We start from the raw sequence: 19,778 nt of genomic DNA on the forward strand, positions 1-19,778 counted from the left end.
CACACACTCCATGACGTTCTCCCTCGGCATCGTCGGCGCCGGCCAGTTCTCCGGCCAGTTCGCCACGCTGTTCCAGGCCCACCCCGGTGTCAGCGACGTGTACGTCACCGATCTGCTGCCCGAGCGGGCCGAGCGGCTCGCCGACGCACAGGGACTGGCCGGCACCTTCCCCTCGTACGAGGCGATGCTGGAGTCGAAGGCCGTCGACGCGGTGGCGATCTTCACCCAGCGCTGGACCCACGGGCCGCTGGTGCTCCAGGGCCTGAACGCCGGCAAGCACGTCTACTCCGCGGTCCCCATGGCGATCACCACGGAGGAGATCGCGGCGATCATCGACGCGGTCAAGGCGACCGGGCTGACGTACATGATGGGCGAGACCAGCGAGTACAACCCGGCGACCGTGCACGCCCGCAACCAGATCGCCGAGGGCGCCTTCGGGCGGCTCTTCTACGCCGAGGGCGACTACGTCCACGACATGGACCTGGGGTTCTACGAGGCGTACCAGTACAGCGGCGGTGAGAACTGGAAGGCGACCGCCTCCTATCCCCCGCTGCTGTACCCGACGCACGCGGTGGGCGGCGTGCTCGGGGCCTGGCGGACGCACGCGGTGAGCGTGTCGGCGATCGGGGTCGTGGACGACCGGGGTGACGGCGTCTTCGACAAGAGCGTCAGCCAGTTCGGCAACGACGTGTCCAACGCGACCGCGCTGTTCGAGGTCGCCGGCGGCGGCTCGTTCCGTACGAACGAGTTCCGGCGGGTCGGATATCCGTCCCACATACGGGAGTCGCGCTTCCGGTTCTTCGGCACCGAGGCGAGCATGGAGCAGCTCGCCACGGTGGCCCTCTGGCAGGACAAAAAGGGCGTCAAGGACATCAGTGAGCTGCTGGAGCCCAAGCCGACCCTCTCCCCCGACGACCCGTCGCTCCAGCACATCGCGCCGGAGCTGCGGGCGGCCTTCACCTCGGGGTCGGCGCCGGTGCACGACCGGGCCCGGCTGCCCCGGTCGTTCGACAACCTGCACAACGGCCACGAGGGCAGCCATCACTTCCTGGTCGACGACTTCGTGACCGCGGTCAACTCGCGGGGCCTGCCGTCGGTCAACGCCTGGGTGGCGGCTCGCTACACCCTGCCGGGCATCATCGCGCACGAGTCCGCGCGGCAGGGCGGGGCCAGGTTGGACATTCCGGACTTCGGGGACGCGCCCGAGGCGTGACGTTTCCCCGGTGCCGACCCGCGAGCCGGGTACCTGTCCTGACTCAGGTGCCCGGCTTGCGGCCGTACACGTAGACGTCGTCACCGTTCTTCAGCAGCGACCAGTACTTCTTGGCGTCGGTCTTCGTCATGTTGACGCAGCCGTGCGAGCCCGGCGGGTTCCACATGCTGACGCCGACCGAGTGGAAGGCCTGGCCGCCGTCGAAGAACTGCGAGTACGGCATGGGCACGTTGTAGATCGTCGACACGTGGTCGATGTTGCGCCAGTAGATCTTCTTCAGGCCGGTGCGGGTCTCGTAGCCGTTGCGGCCGGTGCGGACCGGGACCGGGCCGTACACCAGCTTCTTGCCGTCCTGGATCCAGCTCAGCTGGAGCGTGAGGTTCACACAGGCGATCCTGCCCTTGTTGACCGGGCACTTGCCGTCCTTGTTGGGGTTCTTGCCGACGGCCTTCTGCTTCAGCATCAGGTCCATCACACCCCAGGTGACGGGGCCCGCGTAGCCGGCGTTCGGGGAGATTCCGTGCTTGGTCTGGAAGGCCTGGATGGCCTTGCAGTCCGCGCTGGACTGCCGGCCGTCGACCGGGCGGCCGAGGAACTTCTCGACCTTCTTCTGATACGGCCCTGCCTGCGTCGTGCAGCTCGGCGCCGCCTGCGCCGGACTGGCGGCGAGCGTGAGCGTCAGCGGTGCGACCAGTCCGCCGGTGATGCCGAGTGCGACGGCGCGCCGTCTGCGTATGTCCCCCATGGCCGGGCCCTTCCCTAGCGTGTTCCTGTGGACTTCTGCCAGGTAGACCGGTGTGCGGGGGAATCGGTTGTGCGCCCGGCCCGGCTGTGACCGAACGGTGAAGTTTCGGCCAGGCCCGCGGGCGTGGCGCGAAAGATCGGATCGGGGCCCTCAGGCCTCGCGCCGGTGGTCGAGCGCCGCCCGGAACCCCGTGTGGACCGCGGTGAGGCCGCCGTCGACCGTGAGGGTGGTGCCGGTGATCCACGCGGCGTCCCGGGACGCGAGGAAGGCGACGGCGGCGGCGATGTCCTCGGGCTCACCGACCCGGCCCAGGGGATACAGCGGACGGATCGCTTCGAGCTCCGCGTCCCGCCCCTGCCAGGCCGAGGTGCGCACGGTCCCCGGTGTCACCAGGTTGACGCGCACGCCCCGGGGCGCGGCATGGCCGGCGAGGGTCCGCGTCAGGGAGCCGAGGCCGGCCTTGGCCGCGCTGTAGGCCTGGTTGCCGAAGTCCTGGAGGCCGTTGACGGAGCCGATGTTCACGATGGCACCGCGTCCGGTCGCGGCCAGGTGGGGAAGGGCGGCGCGGCAGCAGCGGTAGGCGCCGGTCAGGGTGACGTCGAGGTCGCGGGCCCAGGCCTCGTCCGGCCCGTCCTCGAAGAGCTCGGTGTCGGGTGAGCAGGACGCGGCGCTGTTGACCAGCACGTCCAGCGAACCGAAGACCTCGACGGCGCGGGCGACGGCCGCCTCCACGGATTCGCGGTGAGCCACGTCACACGTCAGCGCCTCGGTCACGAGCCCGCGTCCGCGCAGGCGTGCCGCCGTCCTCTCGACCTCGGGTCCGTCCCGGTCGGTCAGCAGGACGCGCGCGCCCTCCTCGGCGAGCCGGCCTGCGACGGCGGCGCCGATGCCGCGGGCCGCGCCGGTGATCAGTACTCCGTGATCTGCGAAGCGCGTGGTGTCCGTCATGGACCGAACCGTAGTGCCGTGACGATCATCCGGGCAGATAGCGTGCGTCCATGTCGGTGTTCATTCAGCAACTCCCCGCGCTCCTGGGCGTGGTGATCGGTGCGCTCGGTTCGCATGTGGTGGTCGTGCGGGGCGACCGGGTGCGGTTTCGGCGGGAGCGGGCGGCGCGTTGGGAGGAGCGGCGCCTGGCGGCATACATCGATTACGCGCGGGCGCTCAAGAAGTCGATCACCCTCACCTACCAGGTGTCCGCCCATCTCGACAACGACCCCCATCCACACCCCCTGTCACTACAGGAGGCGGAGCCGCTGTTCGCGGAGGCCATGGTCGCGCGGGATCCGGCCTGGGAGGCACTGCTGCTCCTCGGCAGCCCGCAGGTGGTGGAGCAGGCGCGGAGCTGGGTGCTGACCCTCATCGAAATGGAGCAGTTCGTCCGGCAGGACGCTCGTGATCCGGCGGCCTGGCGGGCGCTGCTGGAGCGACAGCGGGCCTCCCGCGACGGCTACTACACCGCCGTACGCGACGATCTGGCCCTCCCGCCCGGACACTCCGCGCGCTGGTCCCCGCCGGTGCTGCCCACGTCGTCTCAGCGGTAGCCCGTGGTGTCCGCCGGCTTCCCCGCGTCCTGCACCTCGACCAGGTACCGCCAGGCGTCGGGCCGGCTGCCGTCGAGGTCGGTGAAGCCGTAGACCCGCGCGAGCTGTCCGCTGGAGAGCGACTCGCCGTTGAAGCGGGCCCGGTCGGGGTCGGCGGCGAGTGCGGCGACGGCGCGGCCCACATAGCGCGGTGTCTCGGAGATGGCGAAGTGCGGGACGCGGGCGAGGGCGTCGCGCCAGTTGTCCTCGCGCACGCCGAACGCCTCCAGCATCATCTCCGAGCGCAGCCAGCCCGGCGTCAGCGCGAGAGCCGTGGCGCCGCGCGGTCCGAGTTCGTGGCCGAGGGAGAAGGCCATGCGCAGCACGGACGACTTGGCGAGGTCGTAGAAGAAGGAATTGCGGTAGTTCGCCCCGTTGTAGTCCGCCGTGCCGTCGGTCATCTCGACGACCAGGCCGCCCGGGTTGCGCAGGAGCAGGGGCAGCGCGTGGTGGCTGGTGATGGCGTGTGTCTCCACCGCGAGCCGCAGCAGCCTGAGGCCCTTGTCGAGGTCGTGCTCCCAGACCGGGCTGTCCCAGGCGAAGAGCTTCTCGCCGCCCCAGACGTCGTTGACGAGCACGTCGAGGCGGCCCTGTTCGTCCGCGACGCGCTCCACGAGGGTGCGGACCTGCGCCGGGTCGAGATGGTCGGTGGGTACGGCGATGCCGTGGCCGCCGGCCTCGGTGACCAGGTCGGCGGTGTCCTCGATGGCCTCGGGGCGGTCGTACTCCGAGCGCTGGGTGCGGGTGCTGCGTCCAGTGACGTAGACGGTCGCACCGGCCGCCCCGAGCTCCACGGCGATGCCGCGTCCGGCTCCCCGTGTCGCACCGGCCACCAGTGCGACCTTGTCCTTCAGCGGTTGTGACATGTCCGGCCTCCCGTGCCCTCGCGTGCGGTGTCGCTGTAGAGGGTGCCGGGTAAGCCGGACATCTTCTGTCGCCTTTTTCGCGTGTCGTCTCCGGGGCGGGAGAAGGCGCGCCGGTCTCAGTGACCGCGGTCGATCCACTCCTGGAGGTGCGGGGCTTCCGCGCCGATCGTGGTGGGGTCACCGTGGCCGGTGAGGACCTTGGTCTCGGGCGGCAGGGTGAGCAGCCGGTCGCGGATCGAGCCGATGATCGTCGGGAAGTGGGAGTACGACCGTCCGGTGGCGCCGGGGCCGCCCTGGAAGAGGGTGTCGCCGGTGAAGACGACGCCGAGTCCCGGGTCGTGCAGGCACACCGCACCCGGCGCGTGCCCGGGCGTGTGCAGGACCGTGAGGTCGGCGCCCGCCGCCTCGATGACCTGGCCGTCCAGCAGGTGGGCGTCGGGGTCGCGGTCCGGGTGGGTCAGCTTCCACAGCGGCGTGTCGTCGGGGTGGAGCCAGATCACCGCTCCGGTGCGGTCGGCGAGGGCGGGGGCGGCGTCGATGTGGTCGTTGTGGGCGTGCGTGCACACGATCGCCTTCAGCCGCCGGTCGCCGACGGCCTCGACGATGGCGTCGGCGTCATGGGCGGCGTCGATGACGATCACCTCGTGGTCGTCCCCGACCAGCCACACGTTGTTGTCGACGTCCCAGGTGCCGCCGTCGAGGCTGAACTGCCCGGAGGTGACGAGGCGTTCGATGCGGGCGGCCATCAGAGCACCACCACTGAGCGCAGGACGTCGCCCTGGTGCATCCGCTCGAAGGCCTTCTCGACCTCGTCCAGCGCGATGGTCTCCGTGACGAACGCGTCCAGATCCAGCCGCCCCTGAAGATGCAGATCGATCAGCATCGGGAAGTCACGCGAGGGCAGACAGTCCCCATACCAGGACGACTTCAACGCCCCACCCCGACCGAACACATCCAGCAACGGCAACTCCAGCTTCATCTCCGGCGTCGGCACACCCACCAGAACCACCGTGCCCGCCAGATCACGCGCATAAAAAGCCTGCTCGTACGTCTCCGGACGCCCCACCGCCTCGATCACGACATCCGCCCCGAAACCCCCCGTCAGCTCCCGGATCACCTCCACCGGATCCGACACCCGGGAGTTCACCGTGTCCGTCGCCCCCAACGCACGCGCCTTGTCCAGCTTCCGGTCATCGATGTCCACCGCGATGATCCTCGCCGCCCCCGCCAGCCGCGACCCCGCGATCGCCGCATCCCCCACCCCGCCACAACCGATCACCGCGACCGAATCACCCCGGCCCACCTCCCCCGTATTGATCGCCGCACCGATCCCCGCCATCACCCCACACCCCAGCAACCCCGCCACCGCCGCCGACACCGACGCATCCACCTTCGTACACTGCCCCGCCGCCACCAGCGTCTTCTCCGCGAACGCACCGATACCCAACGCCGGCGACAACTCCGTACCGTCCACCAGCGTCATCCTCTGCCGGGCATTGTGCGTCGCGAAGCAGTACCACGGCCGCCCCCGCACACACGCCCGGCACTGCCCGCACACCGCACGCCAGTTCAACACCACGAAGTCACCCGGAGCCACCTCGGTGACCCCCTCCCCCACCGACTCCACCACACCCGCCGCCTCATGCCCGAGCAGGAACGGGAACTCGTCATTGATACCCCCCTGCTTGTAATGCAGGTCCGTATGACAGACCCCGCAGGCCTGGACCTGTACGACGGCCTCTCCGGGCCCCGGATCGGGCACGAGGACCGTCTCCACGCGCACGGCCTCGTCCTTGCCCGGTGCGATCACGCCCCGTACTTCCTGCGCCATGGTGCCCAGCCTTTCCTCGGCGGCTCTCCGTCCGCTTCCGACCCTAGACGTGACTGATCGGTAAACGCACGGAGTGCGCGCCTTCCGTGGTACGAAAACCGGCAGGCCGCGGCCGCCGGCCGACGTAGCCTGAGGGCTCCGAACGACTCCGGAGGAGCCCCGTGAGCAACGCCGCGACCCCAGCCACCCCGCCGACCTGGCGGCTGCTCCTGGGCTATGTCCGCCCGCACCGCTGGACCCTGCTCATCGGCGCCGTGCTGTCCCTCGTCACGGGTGCCACCGGACTCCTTCTGCCCCTGGTCGCACGGGAGTTGATCGACGACCTCTCCCACGACCGCGCCATAACCGGCCCGTTGCTGGTCATGTCCGCGCTGGTGGTGGCCAACGCGGCGCTGGGCGCGCTGGGTTCGTACGTACTGCGGCGCACCGCCGAGTCGGTGGTGCTCGGCGCGCGGCGCACCCTGTCGTCGTATCTGCTGCGGCTGCGTATCGCCGCCGTGGACCGCAGCGAACCCGGTGATCTGATGGCCCGCATCACCTCGGACACCACGCTGCTGCGCGAGGTCACGACCGACTCGCTCGTCGGCCTCGGCACCGGCGGGCTGACGCTCGTGGCGACGGTGGTGATGATGGGCCTGGTGGATCCGGTGCTGCTCGCGGTCACGCTCGCCGTGATCCTGGCCGCCGGCACCGTCCTCGGGGTGATCGTGCCGCGCATCAACCGGGCCAGCAGACAGGCGCAGGACGCGGTCGGCGTGATGGGTGCCTCACTGGAGCGGATCCTCGGCGCGCTGCGCACGGTGAAGGCGTCCGGCGCCGAGCACCGGGAGGAACGTACGCTGCACGAGGCCGCCGAGGAGTCGTGGCGGCAGAGCGTGCGGGCCGCCAAGTGGTCCGCCGCCGCGGGCAACACGGCCGGGCTGGCCATGCAGATCGCCTTCATCACGGTGCTCGCGGTGGGCGGGGCGCGCGTGGCGACCGGGGCGATCGACATCGGCACGCTGGTGGCGTTCCTGCTGTACGTCTTCTACCTGATGTCGCCGATCCAGCAGGTCGTCGGCGCGATCACGCAGTACCAGACGGGCTCGGCGGCGCTCGCGAGGATCCAGGAGGCGCTGGAGCTGCCCGCCGAACCGGCCGCCCGGCCCGCGCCGTTGCCGTCCGCCGGTGCCGAGCCCGCCGCCCTGACCTTCGAGAACGTGCGGTTCCGGTACACCGAGGAACTTCCGTACGTCCACCACGGTGTGACGTTCGCCGTGCCGGCGCAGGGCATGACGGCGTTCGTGGGCCCGTCGGGCGCGGGCAAGACGACGGTGTTCTCGTTGATCGAGCGGTTCTACGACCCCGAGAGCGGGACCATCTCGCTCGACGGGCGGGACCTGGCCGACTGGGAACTGCCCCAACTGCGCTCCGCGATCGGCTACGTCGAGCAGGACGCCCCCGTGTTGTCGGGTTCGCTGCGGGCCAACCTGCTGCTCGGCAACCCCGACGCGGACGACGACGCCCTGACCCGGGTGCTCAAGACGACCCGGCTGGACGGGCTGGTCGCCCGGCTGCCCGACGGTGTGGAGACGCTCGTCGGGCATCGCGGCACCAAGCTGTCCGGCGGCGAGCGCCAGCGTGTCGCGATCGCCCGTGCCCTGCTGCGCCGCCCCCGGCTGCTGCTCCTCGACGAGGCCACCTCGCAGCTGGACGCGGTGAACGAGGCGGCGCTGCGCGACACCGTCGCCGACGTCGCCCGTACGACCACGGTGCTGGTCGTCGCGCACCGGCTGTCGACGGTGACGATGGCCGACCGGATCGTGGTGATGGACGCGGGCCGGGTGCGGGCGGTGGGCACGCATCGCGAACTCGTGGCGGCCGACCCGCTGTACGCGGAACTGGCGGCGACGCAGTTCCTGGCGACGGCCGACTGAGCGGCCGAGCCGCCGGCTCAGCCGTGCAGGCGGCGCAGCCGCTCCGCGTCGCAGGTGCGCGGGCAGGTGGCGCACGCCTCGGCCGGACGGATCGTGTAGTACATGCAGCACCCGCTGCGCGTGCGGGTGGCGTGACGGCGCCCGTCGTCGGTGGTCAGATGCCGGAAGTCGGCGCCGCTCGGGTATGGGGCCACCGCCCCCGGCAGCAGCCTGGTCGCCGCCCGCACTCCGTCGTCCTCGCGGCCCAGGGTGCGGCCGAGGTACCAGACGCCGGAGACGAGGTCGTCGCAGACCATGCCCCACAGGGCGCGTGAGCGGCGCCGGGTGACCGGGCCGATCGCGTCCAGCAGCGGGCCCATGTGATCGGCGACCGCGGCGCGCAACTCGGCGTCCAGCGCGTTCTCATGAGGAACCGTCAGCACTCCGGGGAGCGCGGCCACCGGGTCGTCCGCCAGACAGGCGAGGTCTATGCCGGGCGTGACGGTGAACTCGGCCGTGGCGAGGTCCAGGCGCAGGTCCTCCGGGAGGATGCGGGGCACCCTGCGCTCCAGGTACCAGGCGCCGCTCATCAGGAGCGAGACCGACCAGGCGTAGTCGTGCAGCGCGCGCGAGGCGGCGACGTCACGCCGGGGAACGACCCCGTACCGTTCGTGGATCCGGGCCGACTCCGCCGTCACGAAGGCGTCGAGGACGGCTTCGTCCTTCACCAGCTCCGCCGCCGACACGCCCGCCGGGGCCGCCGCGTCGCCGGGCTCGGCGACCCGCACGGACAGCACCTCGCAGAGGCCGGTGAGGCGCGCGTAGACGTCACGGAGCGTATGCGCGACGGCGCCGGTCGGCGGTGTCGTCGGGGCCACGGACATCGCTGCTCCCCTGCGAGATTCCAAACGAAAGCCAGATAGGTAAGGCTTACCTTACACTGACGATCAAGCAGGAAATGCCAGGTAGGGAACGGCCGCCGGTTGACGGCCAGGCCGCCCCGACCTCCCGGCCGCACCCACCTCTGGCCCGCTAGCGGAAGTTGCTCCACTCCGATGCGTCTGTATCTGCTCGCCCTCAATCCGACCGACTCCGTCACCGAGGGCTTCCTGCCCGCCGCGGCACGGCTGGGCCTGGACGTCACCGTTCTCACCGACCGGCCCGACGCCCACCGCCGTATCTGTCCGGACATCGAGGTCCTGGAGTGCGACGTCCGTGACTTCCGGGCCGTGATCACCCGGATCTCCACCCATCACGCGCCCGACGCCGTCTTCACCAACAGCGACCACCTCCAGACCCAGGCCGCCCAGGCCGCCGCCTACTTCCAACTCCCCGGCAAGGACTGGCGGGTCACCCTGCGCTGCAAGGACAAGGCCGAGATGCGCCGCCGGCTCACCGCGGCCGGTGCGGACAGCGTCTGGTCGGCCGAGCTGACCGAACCGGTGGCGCCCGGCGACGCGCCGTACCCGTGCGTGGTCAAGCCGCGAGAGGGCGTGGCCAGCGAGGACGTCGTGCGGGTCGACGGCCCGGAGGAACTGGTGGCGCACACCAAGGAGATCCTGAGCCGGCGTCCGGGCGCCGTCCTGGTCGTCGAGGAGTATCTGCCCGGCGAGCTGCTCACCCTGGAGACCCTCGGGGACGGGCAGGTCCGTCATCTCCTCGGCGGCTTCCGCACGGAGCTGTCCGCGCCGCCGCACTTCGTCGAGGAGCGGCTCACCTTCGTCGCCGCCCACCCCGAGCCCGTCGTCGCGCAGGTACTGGAGCAACTGGACGCGCTGGGCGTCGGGTTCGGGGCCTGTCACACCGAATTCGTCGTGCACGAAGGCCGGGCGCGGATCATCGAGGTCAACTACCGTGCCATCGGCGACCAGTGCGATCTGCTGCTGGCCGGGCTGCTGCGGATCCCGCTCTTCGAGCACATCCTGCGCACCCATCTGGGTGAGCCGCTCCCCGCCGACCTCGGCGCACGCCAGGACGGCGCGGCCCGACTGGAGTACCCGTGCGCCGACCGCGCGGGCACCCTCGTCGCCGCCCCCGACGCCGCCGAACTCGACGTCGACGGAGTGCATCTGACGTACCGTCCGATGCGGGCGGTCGGCGAGCGGTACGAGCTGTACCGCACCAACCGCGACTACCTCGGCGTGCTGCGTGCCACCGGCACCGACGGGGCGACGGTGGACCGGGCGGTGACGGCGTTCCTGGCCGAGCGGCACTGGGAGATCCAGCCGTGACCGCGCCGGCCACCGTGCCGGACACGTGCGAGGCCGAACTCCTCACCCGGGTGCTCGGTGCCCTGCTGCGCGAGGACGTGGTCGGGCTGCGCAGCCGCGGTGCCCCGTTGGTGCGGCCGGACGGGCGCTGGATCCGGCTGCCGGCGCGGGACGACGCCCTGCTGCTGCCCGTCGCACAGGACGGATACCAGGGTGCGTACGCCGCCCGGCTTCCGCTGCTCGTCCGCGAGTCGGACGGTGCCGAGCTGACCAAGTGCGACACCGTCCTGGGCGCTCTGCGGGCCCTCGCCGAGCCCGAGGACCGCGGTGGCTTCGACGCCTTCGCCCAGGAGTGCCGGCAGACGCTGGCGACGATGCGGTTGCACGCCGCGACGCGGGACGAGGTCGTGGAGCGGGTGAGCACCACAACGGGACTCGGGGGCGGTCTCGGATACGACACGCTCGCCGCTCGCCTCGACCATCCGGTGTACCCGACGGCACGCGGACGTGCGGGCCTCGACGAGGAGCAACTGCGCGCTTTCGCACCGGAGTTCGCGCCTCGCTTCGCGCTGCGCTGGGTCGCGGTCCCCCGGGAAGCGGTCACCGTCGCGGGCACGCTGCCCGAGTTCTGGCCGACGCCCTCGTGCCTCGGGCTGGGTGATCGCGACGGCACCCATCTGCCGCTGCCCGTCCATCCGCTGACCGTCGACGCGCTGCGGGCCGTCGAGCTGCCCGAGGGCACGGTGTTCGCCGAGCGGGCCCACCTGGACGTCGTTCCGACGCTGTCCATGCGGACCGTGGCGACGGTCCGCGATCCGGCCACGCATCTCAAACTCCCCCTGGTCACGGCGACGTTGGGCCTGCGCAACAAGCGGACGATCAAGCCGGGGACGCTCGTCGACGGCGCGGTCGGGCAGCGGCTGGTGGAGGCGGTGCTGGACCGCGAGCCCCGGTTCCGGCACGTGATCCTGCACGCCGACGAGACGACCTACGCCCACGCCGGCCACGAGCTGCTCGCCGTGCTGTGCCGCCGCTACCCGGCCGGCCTCGACGACGCCGTGGTGGTGCCGATGGCGGCGCTCCTCGCCGAGGCTCCCGCCGGAGGGCTGGTCCTCGACGATCTCGCCGGCCGTTTCTACGGAGGTGACCCGGTCGCGCTGCTGGACGCGGCCCTCACCCTGCTGTTCGACTGGCAGACCACGCTGTTCGGCCATGGCATCGCGCTGGAGTCGCACCAGCAGAACGTCTCCCTGGTACTGCGGCCGGGCAGCCTGCGGCTGCTGTTCAAGGACAACGACGGCCCGCGCGTCAACACCGAGCGGCTGGACGCCGTGCTCCCGGGGCCGTGGTCCTTCGACGACCCACGCATCCTCGGCACCGACGACGGCCCGGTCGCCGATCTGTTCACCACGATCACCGTGCACCTGTGCGCGGGCGCCTACGCCTTCGGGCTCCCCGGCCGTCGTGACGCCCTGCTGGATCTCGTACGGCGGCGTCTGACGGAGTGCGTCGACCGGCTCGGCGGCGACGCGGCGGACGTACTACGCGCCCGCGTGCTGGACGCCGCGGAACTGCCGGTGAAGGCGATGGTGTCGGCCGGGACGCTGCTGTCCAAGGAGCGGTCGGGCGCGGCCGACATCAACAAGCACTACACCACCGGCCCCAACTACCTGGCCGGGTACGGGTGTTCGGCATGAGCGGCGAGGCGCCGCCGATGCCCGCCCACCGACGGGGGCAGGGGCATGCGGTGGCGGGCCGCTGCTTCCTGCCCGACGGGGTGCGAATACCCAGGGCGGTCGGCACCGCTCCCCCGCCCGGCTCGGCGAAGACCCCGTACGCCCCGGAGCTCGCCCGGTACGGGCGGCCGACCGCACTCCACGCCGATCGACGGCACCGCCCCCGTCGCGGCCACTGTTTACCCACACCGCACCTGCGCACCTGCTGGAGCCGTTGATGCCCTCCCTGACCGACTCGCTCGCGACGTCCGCCGAGCTCTCGACCCCGCCCGAGCGCAGCGAGACCCCTCTCGCCGCTCGCGCCGGCCTGCCCACCGCCGACGAGGCGGTGGCACACACCCTCCTCAACTGTCTCCTGCGCGAGGTCTCCGGCCCCGAGCACCAGTCCGTCGTCACCGGCGGACACCTGCTGCTGCGGCTGCCCCGCCGGGGTGTCCTGCTGCGGGTCGCGCTGCGCCGTACGTCGCTGATCGGCGCGCACCGGTTCACGGGGCCGGTGAGCGAGCAGCGGCACGGCGAGTGGGTGGATATGAACTGGCGGCGCCTGGCCGCGTACACGCATGACGAGCTGTCGCTGCGGACGGGGGTGCGCAACGAGGAGTTCCTGGAGCAGGTCGCCTCCAGCCACGACGCGGTCGAGACGGCCCTGGCGCAGCCGCGCACGGCCCGCCCCGCGAGGGACCGGCTCGCCGCCTACCTGGCCTCGGAGCAGTCCCTGCTGTTCGGGCACCGCTTCCACCCCACGCCCAAGGCCCGCACCGGCGATCCGCGGGCCTGGGCCGCCTACGCGCCCGAGACCGGCGCGTCCTTCCCGCTGCGACACCTCGCCGTGCGCGCCGAGCTGATCGCCGAGGAGTTCATCGACCCCGCGTCCGTCGCCCCGCTGGACCGCCAGGGCCCGGCCGTCCCCGGCGGCTACCGGCTGCTGCCCGCCCACCCCTGGCAGTACGCGACGCTCCGCGACCACCCGCTGCTGCGCACCGCCCTGGAACGCGGTGACGTCCTCGACCTGGGCCCCGGCGGAAGGCCGTTCGCCGCCACCGCGTCGGTGCGCACGCTGTACGACGGCGAGACCTTCCTGAAGTTCAGCCTGAACGTGCGCATCACCAACTGCCTGCGCAAGAACAGCAGTTACGAGCTGTCCGGCGCCGTCGCCCTCACCCGTGCCCTGGCTCCGGCCTTCACCGACCTCGCGGAACGCTTCCCCGGCAGCGGGGTGCTCCGCGAGCCCGCCTACCGCACGCTCGCCCTGCCCGGTCCGGACGGCACACCGGACCGGACGCTGCTGGAGGGCCTCGGCATGATCGTCCGCGAGGGCCTGCCCAGCAGGCTCGCCCCGGGCACCACTGCCCTGCTCGCGGCGGCCGTCGCCGACGAGTACCCGACCGGCGCCGCGCACATCTCCCGGCTGCTCGCCGGAGCGGACGAACGGGCGGCCCTCGACTGGTGGTCGGCCTACCTCCGCCTCCTCGTCCCGCCGGTCCTGTCCGCCTACTTCGACCACGGCCTGGTCCTGGAGCCCCACCTCCAGAACGTACTGATCTGCGTCGACGGCGACGGCCGGCCGGCCCAGGTCCTCTTCCGCGACCTGGAGGGCACCAAGCTGGTCCCCGACCAGCACGCGGACACCCTGGGCGCGCTGCCGCCGGAGGTCGCGGGGCCGATGACGTACGACGCACGGCGCGGCTGGGACCGCGTCGTCTACTGCCTGCTGGTCAACCACGTCGCCGAGCTGCTCGCCGCCCTCGCCGACCTGTTTCCGCGGGCGGAGGCCGCGCTGTGGGCCCGGGTGCGCGAGACGGTCCGGACGTACGCCGACGACCACGGCTGTCCGCCCCGGCTGGCCGCCCTCCTCGCCGGGGTACCGCTGCCCGCCAAGGCCAACCTCCTCACCCGCTGGGAACGCAAGGCCGACCGGGAGGCGGGGTACGTCCGACTGCCGTCCCCGCTGGCCGAGGACGTCCTGCGGGACACGACCACCTGGAGCGTCGCCCGATGACATCGCCCACGCCGGCGGTCCGGGACCGCGTCCTGTCCCTCACCTCGCGGCACCTACCCGCCTACGTCTACGACTTGACGGCCCTGCGCGGCCACGCCGCCACCCTGCGGGAGGCCCTCCCCGAGCGGGTCGAGCTCTACTACGCCGCCAAGGCCAACCCGGAGCCTGAGATCCTCACCGCGCTCCGCCCGTACGTCGACGGCTACGAGGTGTCCTCGGGCGGTGAACTCGCCCATGTCGCCAAGGCCGTACCGGGCCACCCGCTGGCCTTCGGCGGTCCCGGCAAGACACCGGACGAGGTCACGGCCGCACTGGAGGAGGGAGTCGAGCGCTTCCACGTCGAGAGCGAGTACGAGCTGCGGATGCTGGCCGAACTGGCGCGACGGGCGGCGCCGGGCCGGCGGGTGGCGGTCCTGCCGCGTGTCAATCTGCCGTTGGCCGGCGGGGCGCTGGCGGGCAGTTCGCTGGCGATGGGGGGCAGGCCGACTCCGTTCGGCATGGACCCCGGACGGGCCGAACCGGTGATCCGGATGCTGGCGAAGGGCGCCTACCCGCAGCTCGAACTGCGGGGCGTCCACGCCCACTTGGCCAGCGGACTGGAGGCCGCGCAGCAGGTGGCGGTGGCCGAGTCGGTCGTCACCTGGGCTGCCGGCCTGGGAGTCAGGCTCGACGAGGTGAACGTCGGCGGCGGCATGCACGTCGACTACGGCGACCCGGACCGCCGCTTCGACTGGACGGCCTACGGCACCGGACTCGCCCGGCTGACCGAGCGGTATCCGGAGCTGACCTTGCGCATCGAGCCGGGCCGGGCGCTCACCGCGTACTGCGGCTGGTACGCCACCGAGGTGCTGGACGTGAAGCCGAGTCACGGCGAGGAGTTCGCCGTCGTCCGGGGCGGCACGCATCATCTGCGGACTCCCGCGACCAAGGGGCACGACCAGCCGTGTTCCGTCCTGCACGTGGACGGCTGGCCGCACCCCTGGCCCCGGCCGGCCGCCGAGGGCGAGCGGGTCACGCTGGCCGGGCAGCTGTGCACCCCGAAGGACCTTCTTGCCCGCCGGGTGCCGGCGGCCGGGCTGCGGGCCGGGGACCGGGTGGCGTTCGCGCTGGCGGGGGCGTATGCGTGGAACATCTCCCACCACGACTTCCTGATGCACCCGAGGCCCGGCTTCCACTTCCTGGGCACCGCCGGGTAGACGGCAGGTCACGCTCGGCACATGCATTCCCGGCACATGCACTCTCGGCACGTGCACTCTCGGCACGTGCGAAAGGGCCGCCCGGATGCGGGCGGCCCTGGGTCCTGCGGTCGTGCGGCGGCTCACACCTCGAGGGCGCCGGGCAGCATCCTGGTGACCGGCGTGTCGAGCGCCTTCACCTGCTGCGGGCGCTGCGCCCGGCTCAGCTCCTTGAGCTGCTCCAGCCGGGCCAGCTGGTCCGAGGGTCGCGGCATCTTGGCCCTGCGGTCGGCGGGCACACCGGTGGTGGCGAGCGAGTCGAGCGTGGTCACGGGGTTGAGCATGCCGGCGTTCGGGGCATCCACCGGGGCCGCGTTCGCCATCGGAGCGGCGAGGCCGGTGACACCGGCGGCGAGACCAACGGCGGCGACGATACGTCGTGTTGAGATCATGCTTTGAGCAACGCGGGCGGCCCGGCACCGGAAACGGCCGTCAGCCGCCCCTCACCCATCAGGCCGAGCGCACGGCAGCGCTTGCCGAGCCCGTCGCCGCGGAGGACGCTCGGAGGTGAGGCCCTCGCGGCCGCCCTCGTCATGCCGCGGGCCTCAAGAGGAGGTCACCATGGGCACCGCCGCAACCCCGGCGTTCGACACCGACACACTCCGCCGGGCCGTCGAAGGACAGAACCCGGAGACGTTTCTTTCGCTGTACACGGACGACGCGGAGATCCGTGTCGTGAACCGCAACGCGCAGCCGAGCCACCCGAAGGTGCTGACCGGCCGCAACCAGATCGCCGACATGCTCACCGACGTGTACAGCCGCGACATGACGCACAAGCTGGAGGGCTGCGTGATCCAGGGCGATCGCGCGGCCTACAGCGAGTCCTGCGAGTACGCGGACGGCGTGCGCGTCATGTCCGAGTCGATGATCACGCTGCGCGACGGCAGGATCTCGCAGCAGATCATCATCGAAGCCTGGGACGAGTAGGAAGCGAGCAGAGGAGGCCCGGGGCCGGCTCCACGCCGGCCCGGACCTCCTCGTCCGTCATGACGTGCGGAGCGTGGTGACCAGGTCGCGGGGCAGCCCGTGCGTGTCGTGCAGGTAGCGGTAGTCCTCGTCGCTCAGCGGGCCGCCGAACTCCGGCTTGCCCAGCACACGGCGTCCGCGCTCCAGCAGCTTGGCGTACCTGCGTTCCTCCCCCTCCAGCACCTGCCGCACGGGGTCTGTGCCACCGGTCTGACGGAAACGCTCCAGCGTGTGCAGCAGGACTTCCCGCGGCAGGTCGGACAGGGTGCGGGTGGGGTCGTCGCGCCACAGCACGGTGAGGACCCGGCGGATCAGCCGGCGCAGGACGTAGCCGCGTCCCGTGTTCGACGGCCGTACGCCGTCGCCGATGACGACGACCACGGAGCGCAGGTGGTCGCAGACCAGGCGGGTCGAGGGTTCGTCCAGGTGCCAGAGGGGTGGCAGGAGCCGCGTCCAGGGTTCGAACAGGTCGCTGTCGTAGACCGAGCTGTGGCCCTGGAGGACGCAGACGAGTCGCTCCAGCCCCATGCCCGTGTCGACACTGTGCTGCCGCAGCGGCCGGAGGCGGCCGTCCTGGTCGCGGCGGTGGCGCATGCTCACGTGGTTCCAGACCTCGACCCATCGCGGGTCGGTGGTGGGCCTGCCCTGGGGCGGCTCGCCCGGGCCGCCGGTCCATACGAAGATCTCCGAGTCGGGGCCGCACAGCCCCACCGGGTCGTGGGACCACCAGTTCTCGTCATCGGTCAGCTCCACGGGCACGCCCAACTCCCCCCAGGCGTCGAGCGATTCGTTGTCGGGGCCGACCTCGTCGTCCCCGCCGAAGACGGTCACGTACATCCGCTCCCCCGGGATCTGGAACCCGTCGCGCAACAGCTCGTAGCCCCAACGCAGGCTCTGGGAAAGGCCGTAGTCGCCGAGCGACCACGAGCCGAGCATCTCGAACACGGTGAGATGCGTGCGGTCGCCGACCTCGTCGAGGTCGGTGGTGCGCAGACAGCGCTGGAGGCCGTTCAGGCGCCGGCCCTGGGGATGCGGCCGGCCTTCGAGGTACGGCGTCAGCGGGTGCATGCCCGAAGTGGTGAACAGCACCGAGTCGGAGGAGGGTGGCAGGAGTGTGGCGCCGGTGATGTGCTCGTGGCCGCGTTCACGGTAGAAGTCGTTGAACGTACGGACGATCTGCTCGCTGTGCATGAGGGCGTTCCTTCGGTTCGAGGGACCGGAAGGAGCCGCGGCGCGGGTGCGCCCAGGAAGGAGACGTCACACATCGGCGGCCCGTTTCCGGCCGCCGGTGGGAGTGAGGTCAGGCGTCGGCAGCCGGTGAGCTGGTCGCTCGCGCGGCTGCGGCGTGGCTGTGCCTGATGACCTTCATGGGGGCGACGCTAACAGCCGGCGCCGGATTCGTCGCCGGGATTTCCTGCCGGGAGATGAGAACGGGGTGTCCCTGGGCGCGTGAGCTGTGAAAGACCGGATACACGGGGGGCATGAATCGACTTCTCAAATCCAGGCAAAAGGAGCAGGGGGAGCGGCGCAGTCCGCCCGAGCGGGAGGACGCCGCGCAAGAGCGGTTCGGGCCCGATCCGGAAGTGGAGGAGCGGGCCCCGGACACGCCGACCGAGCTGCCCAAACGGTCGTGGTGGGGGGCGCTGAAAGGCACCCTCAAGGAGTTCAAGGACGACGAGCTCACCGATCGCGCGGCGGCCCTGACGTACTACGGGGTGCTGTCGCTCTTCCCGGCTCTGCTGGTGCTGGTGTCCCTGCTCGGCCTGGTCGGCCGATCCGCCACCCAGAAGGTCCTGGACAACATCAACCAGCTCGCCCCCGGCTCGGCCCGGGACATCCTCACGCGGGCGGTCGAACAGTTGCAGGGCAGGGGCGGTCTGGGCTCTTTGATGGCCGTCGTCGGCGTGGTCCTCGCCGTGTGGTCCGCCTCCGGTTACGTCGCGGCCTTCATCCGCACGGCCAACGCCGTCTACGACATGCCGGAGGGACGCCCGGTCTGGAAGGTGCTGCCGGTCCGCCTCGGTGTGACCGTCGCTCTCATGGTCCTGGCCGTCCTCAGCGCTCTGATCGTCGTCTTCACGGGCGCTCTGGCCCGTCAGGTCGGCTCCACGCTCGGCATCGGCGACACGGCGCTGACCGTCTGGGCCATCGCGAAATGGCCGGTCCTGGCCATCCTGGTGACCACCATGATCGCGATCCTCTACTGGGCGTGCCCGAACGCCAAGGTGCGCGGATTCCGGTGGGTCACGCCGGGCAGTTTCCTGGCGCTGGTCATCTGGATGATCGCTTCCGCGGGCTTCGCGCTGTACGTCGCGAACTTCGCCTCGTACAACAAGACGTACGGGACCATGGCCGGCGTGATCGTCTTCCTGGTCTGGCTGTGGATCGGCAATCTGGCCATCCTGCTGGGCCTGGAGTTCGACGCGGAGGCCGTCCGGCAGCGAGCGATCGCCGGTGGGCACCCACCCGAGGACGAGCCCTACACGGAGCCCCGCGACACCCAGAAGTGGGATGAAAAGGACCGACGGCGCCTTGCAGGTCCGTGACGGGTCCGGCGATACGGGCCGCCCGCGACCGGGTACCCGGCGCCACAACCGTATCCGTGTGTCGCTACGCAGCAGAGAGGGTGACCCTCATGACCACCGTGCACCCCCGGTACCGCTCCCGTTCCGACGCCTCGGTCGGTGAGCTGGTCCAGGAGGCCTCCCAGGAGCTGACCGACCTGGTGCGGGCCGAGATGAGGCTGGCGCAGGCGGAGATGACACAGAAGGGCAAGCGCCTGGGCATGGGCGGCGGCATGTTCGGCGGCGCCGGTCTGGTCGGCTTCCTGGCCTTGCAGGCGATGATCGCCACGGCGATCGCGGCCCTGGCCGTGCCCCTGCCGGTCTGGGCCGCCGGGCTGATCGTCACCGGGATCCTGCTCGTCGTCGCCGCGGTGATGGCCGCCGTCGGCAGGGCGAAGGTCCGCAACGCCACCCCGGCCGCTCCCGAGCAGACCATCGACAGTGTCAGGACCGACGTGGCCGAGATCAAGGAAAGGGCACACCGATGACCGGTGACGCGAGGTCGGGAAAGGGCCCTGACGAACTGCGCGAGCAGATCGAGCACACGCGCGGCGAACTGGGCAGGACCGTGGAGGAGCTCGCCGCCCGAGCCGACGTCAAGGCCCGGGCCCAGGACAAAGGACGGCAGACCAAGGAGCAGGTGAGCCGGACGACCGCCCGGTTCACCCGGCGCGCCTGGGAGAAGGTGCCGCCTTCGGTGCACGACACGGCGGACCGGGCCGCCGTCCGGGTCCGCGACGGCGCGTCCCGGGCGGGCCACGCGGTCCAGGACAGGACGCCCGAGCCGATACGGACCAGGACGGACCGAGGCCTGCGGATCGCCCGCGAGCATCCCGGGGCCCTGCTGGCGGGGACGGCCGCGCTGGGTGGCGCCGTGCTGCTGGTGGGCCGTCGCCGCGCGGGGGCCCGGCACTGATCGGCTGAGCAACGCGACG

General features: G+C 71.6%; 20 protein-coding genes. 12 read left to right on the forward strand and 8 right to left on the reverse strand.

What is annotated here, in order from left to right; all coding sequences use genetic code 11:
• Positions 1 to 10 precede the first annotated feature (10 nt).
• Positions 11 to 1,213 (forward strand): Gfo/Idh/MocA family protein, encoded by a 1,203-nt coding sequence (locus tag ACIQWG_RS14180; RefSeq protein ID WP_404094622.1) that lies wholly within the window; start codon positions 11 to 13, stop codon positions 1,211 to 1,213.
• A 43-nt stretch (positions 1,214 to 1,256) separates the two neighbouring features.
• Here ACIQWG_RS14180 and ACIQWG_RS14185 read toward each other — a convergent pair whose 3' ends face one another.
• Both ACIQWG_RS14185 and ACIQWG_RS14190 read right to left on the reverse strand, forming a co-directional pair.
• Positions 1,257 to 1,958, reverse strand: coding sequence for a L,D-transpeptidase family protein (locus ACIQWG_RS14185; RefSeq protein ID WP_404094625.1), 702 nt, complete (start codon positions 1,956 to 1,958; stop codon positions 1,257 to 1,259).
• A gap of 150 nt (positions 1,959 to 2,108) precedes the next feature.
• Positions 2,109 to 2,906: an SDR family NAD(P)-dependent oxidoreductase gene (locus ACIQWG_RS14190; RefSeq protein WP_404094628.1), complete on the reverse strand. Its 798-nt coding sequence runs from the start codon at positions 2,904 to 2,906 to the stop codon at positions 2,109 to 2,111.
• A 50-nt stretch (positions 2,907 to 2,956) separates the two neighbouring features.
• On the opposite strand from ACIQWG_RS14190, the gene ACIQWG_RS14195 reads away from it, so the two are divergent.
• A complete protein-coding gene (locus tag ACIQWG_RS14195; RefSeq protein ID WP_404094631.1) occupies positions 2,957 to 3,502 on the forward strand; it encodes a hypothetical protein in 546 nt (181 codons plus the stop codon).
• On the opposite strand, the gene ACIQWG_RS14200 is transcribed toward ACIQWG_RS14195, so the two are convergent.
• From ACIQWG_RS14200 to ACIQWG_RS14210, 3 genes are all read right to left on the reverse strand, one after another.
• Positions 3,493 to 4,407, reverse strand: a complete 915-nt coding sequence (locus ACIQWG_RS14200; RefSeq protein ID WP_404094634.1) for an SDR family oxidoreductase — start codon at positions 4,405 to 4,407, stop codon at positions 3,493 to 3,495. The genes ACIQWG_RS14195 and ACIQWG_RS14200 overlap by 10 nt on opposite strands.
• A 116-nt stretch (positions 4,408 to 4,523) precedes the next feature.
• Positions 4,524 to 5,153 carry an MBL fold metallo-hydrolase gene (locus tag ACIQWG_RS14205; protein WP_404094637.1) on the reverse strand — a complete coding sequence of 210 codons (630 nt, stop codon included), beginning with the start codon at positions 5,151 to 5,153 and terminating at the stop codon, positions 4,524 to 4,526.
• Positions 5,153 to 6,238 (reverse strand): S-(hydroxymethyl)mycothiol dehydrogenase, encoded by a 1,086-nt coding sequence (locus tag ACIQWG_RS14210; RefSeq protein ID WP_404094640.1) that lies wholly within the window; start codon positions 6,236 to 6,238, stop codon positions 5,153 to 5,155. Before ACIQWG_RS14210 ends, ACIQWG_RS14205 begins: the two co-directional genes overlap by 1 nt.
• Positions 6,239 to 6,399: 161 nt before the next feature.
• On the opposite strand from ACIQWG_RS14210, the gene ACIQWG_RS14215 reads away from it, so the two are divergent.
• Entirely contained in the window at positions 6,400 to 8,154 is a 1,755-nt protein-coding gene (locus ACIQWG_RS14215) for an ABC transporter ATP-binding protein (RefSeq protein WP_404094642.1), read from the forward strand.
• Positions 8,155 to 8,171: 17 nt separating this feature from the next.
• Here ACIQWG_RS14215 and ACIQWG_RS14220 read toward each other — a convergent pair whose 3' ends face one another.
• On the reverse strand, positions 8,172 to 9,017 hold the full coding sequence (locus tag ACIQWG_RS14220) for a (2Fe-2S)-binding protein (RefSeq protein ID WP_404094644.1): 846 nt from the start codon (positions 9,015 to 9,017) through the stop codon (positions 8,172 to 8,174).
• Between the two features lie 171 nt (positions 9,018 to 9,188).
• On the opposite strand from ACIQWG_RS14220, the gene ACIQWG_RS14225 reads away from it, so the two are divergent.
• Genes ACIQWG_RS14225 through ACIQWG_RS14245 form a run of 5 tightly spaced genes read left to right on the forward strand, consistent with a single transcriptional unit; the run spans position 9,189 to position 15,274 of the window.
• Positions 9,189 to 10,364, forward strand: coding sequence for an acetyl-CoA carboxylase biotin carboxylase subunit family protein (locus tag ACIQWG_RS14225; RefSeq protein ID WP_404094647.1), 1,176 nt, complete (start codon positions 9,189 to 9,191; stop codon positions 10,362 to 10,364).
• Positions 10,361 to 12,040: an IucA/IucC family protein gene (locus tag ACIQWG_RS14230; RefSeq protein ID WP_404094650.1), complete on the forward strand. Its 1,680-nt coding sequence runs from the start codon at positions 10,361 to 10,363 to the stop codon at positions 12,038 to 12,040. The genes ACIQWG_RS14225 and ACIQWG_RS14230 overlap by 4 nt, the downstream gene beginning before the upstream one ends.
• A complete protein-coding gene (locus ACIQWG_RS14235) occupies positions 12,037 to 12,297 on the forward strand; it encodes a hypothetical protein (RefSeq protein WP_404094653.1) in 261 nt (86 codons plus the stop codon). The genes ACIQWG_RS14230 and ACIQWG_RS14235 overlap by 4 nt, the downstream gene beginning before the upstream one ends.
• The gene (locus ACIQWG_RS14240; RefSeq protein ID WP_404094656.1) at positions 12,297 to 14,078 is read left to right on the forward strand and encodes an IucA/IucC family protein; all 1,782 of its coding nucleotides are present in this window, start codon (positions 12,297 to 12,299) and stop codon (positions 14,076 to 14,078) included. The genes ACIQWG_RS14235 and ACIQWG_RS14240 overlap by 1 nt, the downstream gene beginning before the upstream one ends.
• Entirely contained in the window at positions 14,075 to 15,274 is a 1,200-nt protein-coding gene (locus ACIQWG_RS14245; RefSeq protein ID WP_404094659.1) for a type III PLP-dependent enzyme, read from the forward strand. Before ACIQWG_RS14240 ends, ACIQWG_RS14245 begins: the two co-directional genes overlap by 4 nt.
• Positions 15,275 to 15,396: 122 nt before the next feature.
• Here ACIQWG_RS14245 and ACIQWG_RS14250 read toward each other — a convergent pair whose 3' ends face one another.
• Complete coding sequence (locus ACIQWG_RS14250; RefSeq protein ID WP_404094661.1) at positions 15,397 to 15,705, reverse strand: hypothetical protein; 309 nt, start codon at positions 15,703 to 15,705, stop codon at positions 15,397 to 15,399.
• Between the two features lie 169 nt (positions 15,706 to 15,874).
• Between ACIQWG_RS14250 and ACIQWG_RS14255 the strand changes: the two genes are divergently transcribed.
• On the forward strand, positions 15,875 to 16,240 hold the full coding sequence (locus ACIQWG_RS14255) for a nuclear transport factor 2 family protein (RefSeq protein ID WP_404094663.1): 366 nt from the start codon (positions 15,875 to 15,877) through the stop codon (positions 16,238 to 16,240).
• A 57-nt stretch (positions 16,241 to 16,297) separates the two neighbouring features.
• Here ACIQWG_RS14255 and ACIQWG_RS14260 read toward each other — a convergent pair whose 3' ends face one another.
• Positions 16,298 to 17,470: an alanine--tRNA ligase-related protein gene (locus ACIQWG_RS14260; protein WP_404094665.1), complete on the reverse strand. Its 1,173-nt coding sequence runs from the start codon at positions 17,468 to 17,470 to the stop codon at positions 16,298 to 16,300.
• Positions 17,471 to 17,760: 290 nt separating this feature from the next.
• Between ACIQWG_RS14260 and ACIQWG_RS14265 the strand changes: the two genes are divergently transcribed.
• The 3 genes from ACIQWG_RS14265 to ACIQWG_RS14275 all read left to right on the forward strand — a co-directional run bounded on the left by ACIQWG_RS14265 (position 17,761) and on the right by ACIQWG_RS14275 (position 19,759).
• Entirely contained in the window at positions 17,761 to 18,825 is a 1,065-nt protein-coding gene (locus tag ACIQWG_RS14265) for a YihY/virulence factor BrkB family protein (RefSeq protein ID WP_404094668.1), read from the forward strand.
• Positions 18,826 to 18,914: 89 nt separating this feature from the next.
• Entirely contained in the window at positions 18,915 to 19,331 is a 417-nt protein-coding gene (locus tag ACIQWG_RS14270; protein ID WP_404094670.1) for a phage holin family protein, read from the forward strand.
• Positions 19,328 to 19,759 carry a DUF3618 domain-containing protein gene (locus tag ACIQWG_RS14275; RefSeq protein ID WP_404094673.1) on the forward strand — a complete coding sequence of 144 codons (432 nt, stop codon included), beginning with the start codon at positions 19,328 to 19,330 and terminating at the stop codon, positions 19,757 to 19,759. The genes ACIQWG_RS14270 and ACIQWG_RS14275 overlap by 4 nt, the downstream gene beginning before the upstream one ends.
• The last annotated feature ends 19 nt before the right edge of the window (positions 19,760 to 19,778 follow it).

Source organism: Streptomyces sp. NPDC098781, from assembly GCF_044759995.1.
Lineage (GTDB): Bacteria > Actinomycetota > Actinomycetes > Streptomycetales > Streptomycetaceae > Streptomyces.

Excerpts from the sequence above, each read along its gene's own strand:
- ACIQWG_RS14180 (WP_404094622.1), top strand. The coding sequence starts at position 11 with ATGACGTTCTCCCTCGGCATCGTCGGCGCCGGCCAGTTCTCCGGCCAG.
- ACIQWG_RS14185 (WP_404094625.1), bottom strand. The coding sequence starts at position 1,958 with ATGGGGGACATACGCAGACGGCGCGCCGTCGCACTCGGCATCACCGGC.
- ACIQWG_RS14190 (WP_404094628.1), bottom strand. The coding sequence starts at position 2,906 with ATGACGGACACCACGCGCTTCGCAGATCACGGAGTACTGATCACCGGC.
- ACIQWG_RS14195 (WP_404094631.1), top strand. The coding sequence starts at position 2,957 with ATGTCGGTGTTCATTCAGCAACTCCCCGCGCTCCTGGGCGTGGTGATC.
- ACIQWG_RS14200 (WP_404094634.1), bottom strand. The coding sequence starts at position 4,407 with ATGTCACAACCGCTGAAGGACAAGGTCGCACTGGTGGCCGGTGCGACA.
- ACIQWG_RS14205 (WP_404094637.1), bottom strand. The coding sequence starts at position 5,153 with ATGGCCGCCCGCATCGAACGCCTCGTCACCTCCGGGCAGTTCAGCCTC.
- ACIQWG_RS14210 (WP_404094640.1), bottom strand. The coding sequence starts at position 6,238 with ATGGCGCAGGAAGTACGGGGCGTGATCGCACCGGGCAAGGACGAGGCC.
- ACIQWG_RS14220 (WP_404094644.1), bottom strand. The coding sequence starts at position 9,017 with ATGTCCGTGGCCCCGACGACACCGCCGACCGGCGCCGTCGCGCATACG.
- ACIQWG_RS14225 (WP_404094647.1), top strand. The coding sequence starts at position 9,189 with ATGCGTCTGTATCTGCTCGCCCTCAATCCGACCGACTCCGTCACCGAG.
- ACIQWG_RS14235 (WP_404094653.1), top strand. The coding sequence starts at position 12,037 with ATGAGCGGCGAGGCGCCGCCGATGCCCGCCCACCGACGGGGGCAGGGG.
- ACIQWG_RS14240 (WP_404094656.1), top strand. The coding sequence starts at position 12,297 with ATGCCCTCCCTGACCGACTCGCTCGCGACGTCCGCCGAGCTCTCGACC.
- ACIQWG_RS14245 (WP_404094659.1), top strand. The coding sequence starts at position 14,075 with ATGACATCGCCCACGCCGGCGGTCCGGGACCGCGTCCTGTCCCTCACC.
- ACIQWG_RS14250 (WP_404094661.1), bottom strand. The coding sequence starts at position 15,705 with ATGATCTCAACACGACGTATCGTCGCCGCCGTTGGTCTCGCCGCCGGT.
- ACIQWG_RS14255 (WP_404094663.1), top strand. The coding sequence starts at position 15,875 with ATGGGCACCGCCGCAACCCCGGCGTTCGACACCGACACACTCCGCCGG.
- ACIQWG_RS14260 (WP_404094665.1), bottom strand. The coding sequence starts at position 17,470 with ATGCACAGCGAGCAGATCGTCCGTACGTTCAACGACTTCTACCGTGAA.
- ACIQWG_RS14265 (WP_404094668.1), top strand. The coding sequence starts at position 17,761 with ATGAATCGACTTCTCAAATCCAGGCAAAAGGAGCAGGGGGAGCGGCGC.
- ACIQWG_RS14270 (WP_404094670.1), top strand. The coding sequence starts at position 18,915 with ATGACCACCGTGCACCCCCGGTACCGCTCCCGTTCCGACGCCTCGGTC.
- ACIQWG_RS14275 (WP_404094673.1), top strand. The coding sequence starts at position 19,328 with ATGACCGGTGACGCGAGGTCGGGAAAGGGCCCTGACGAACTGCGCGAG.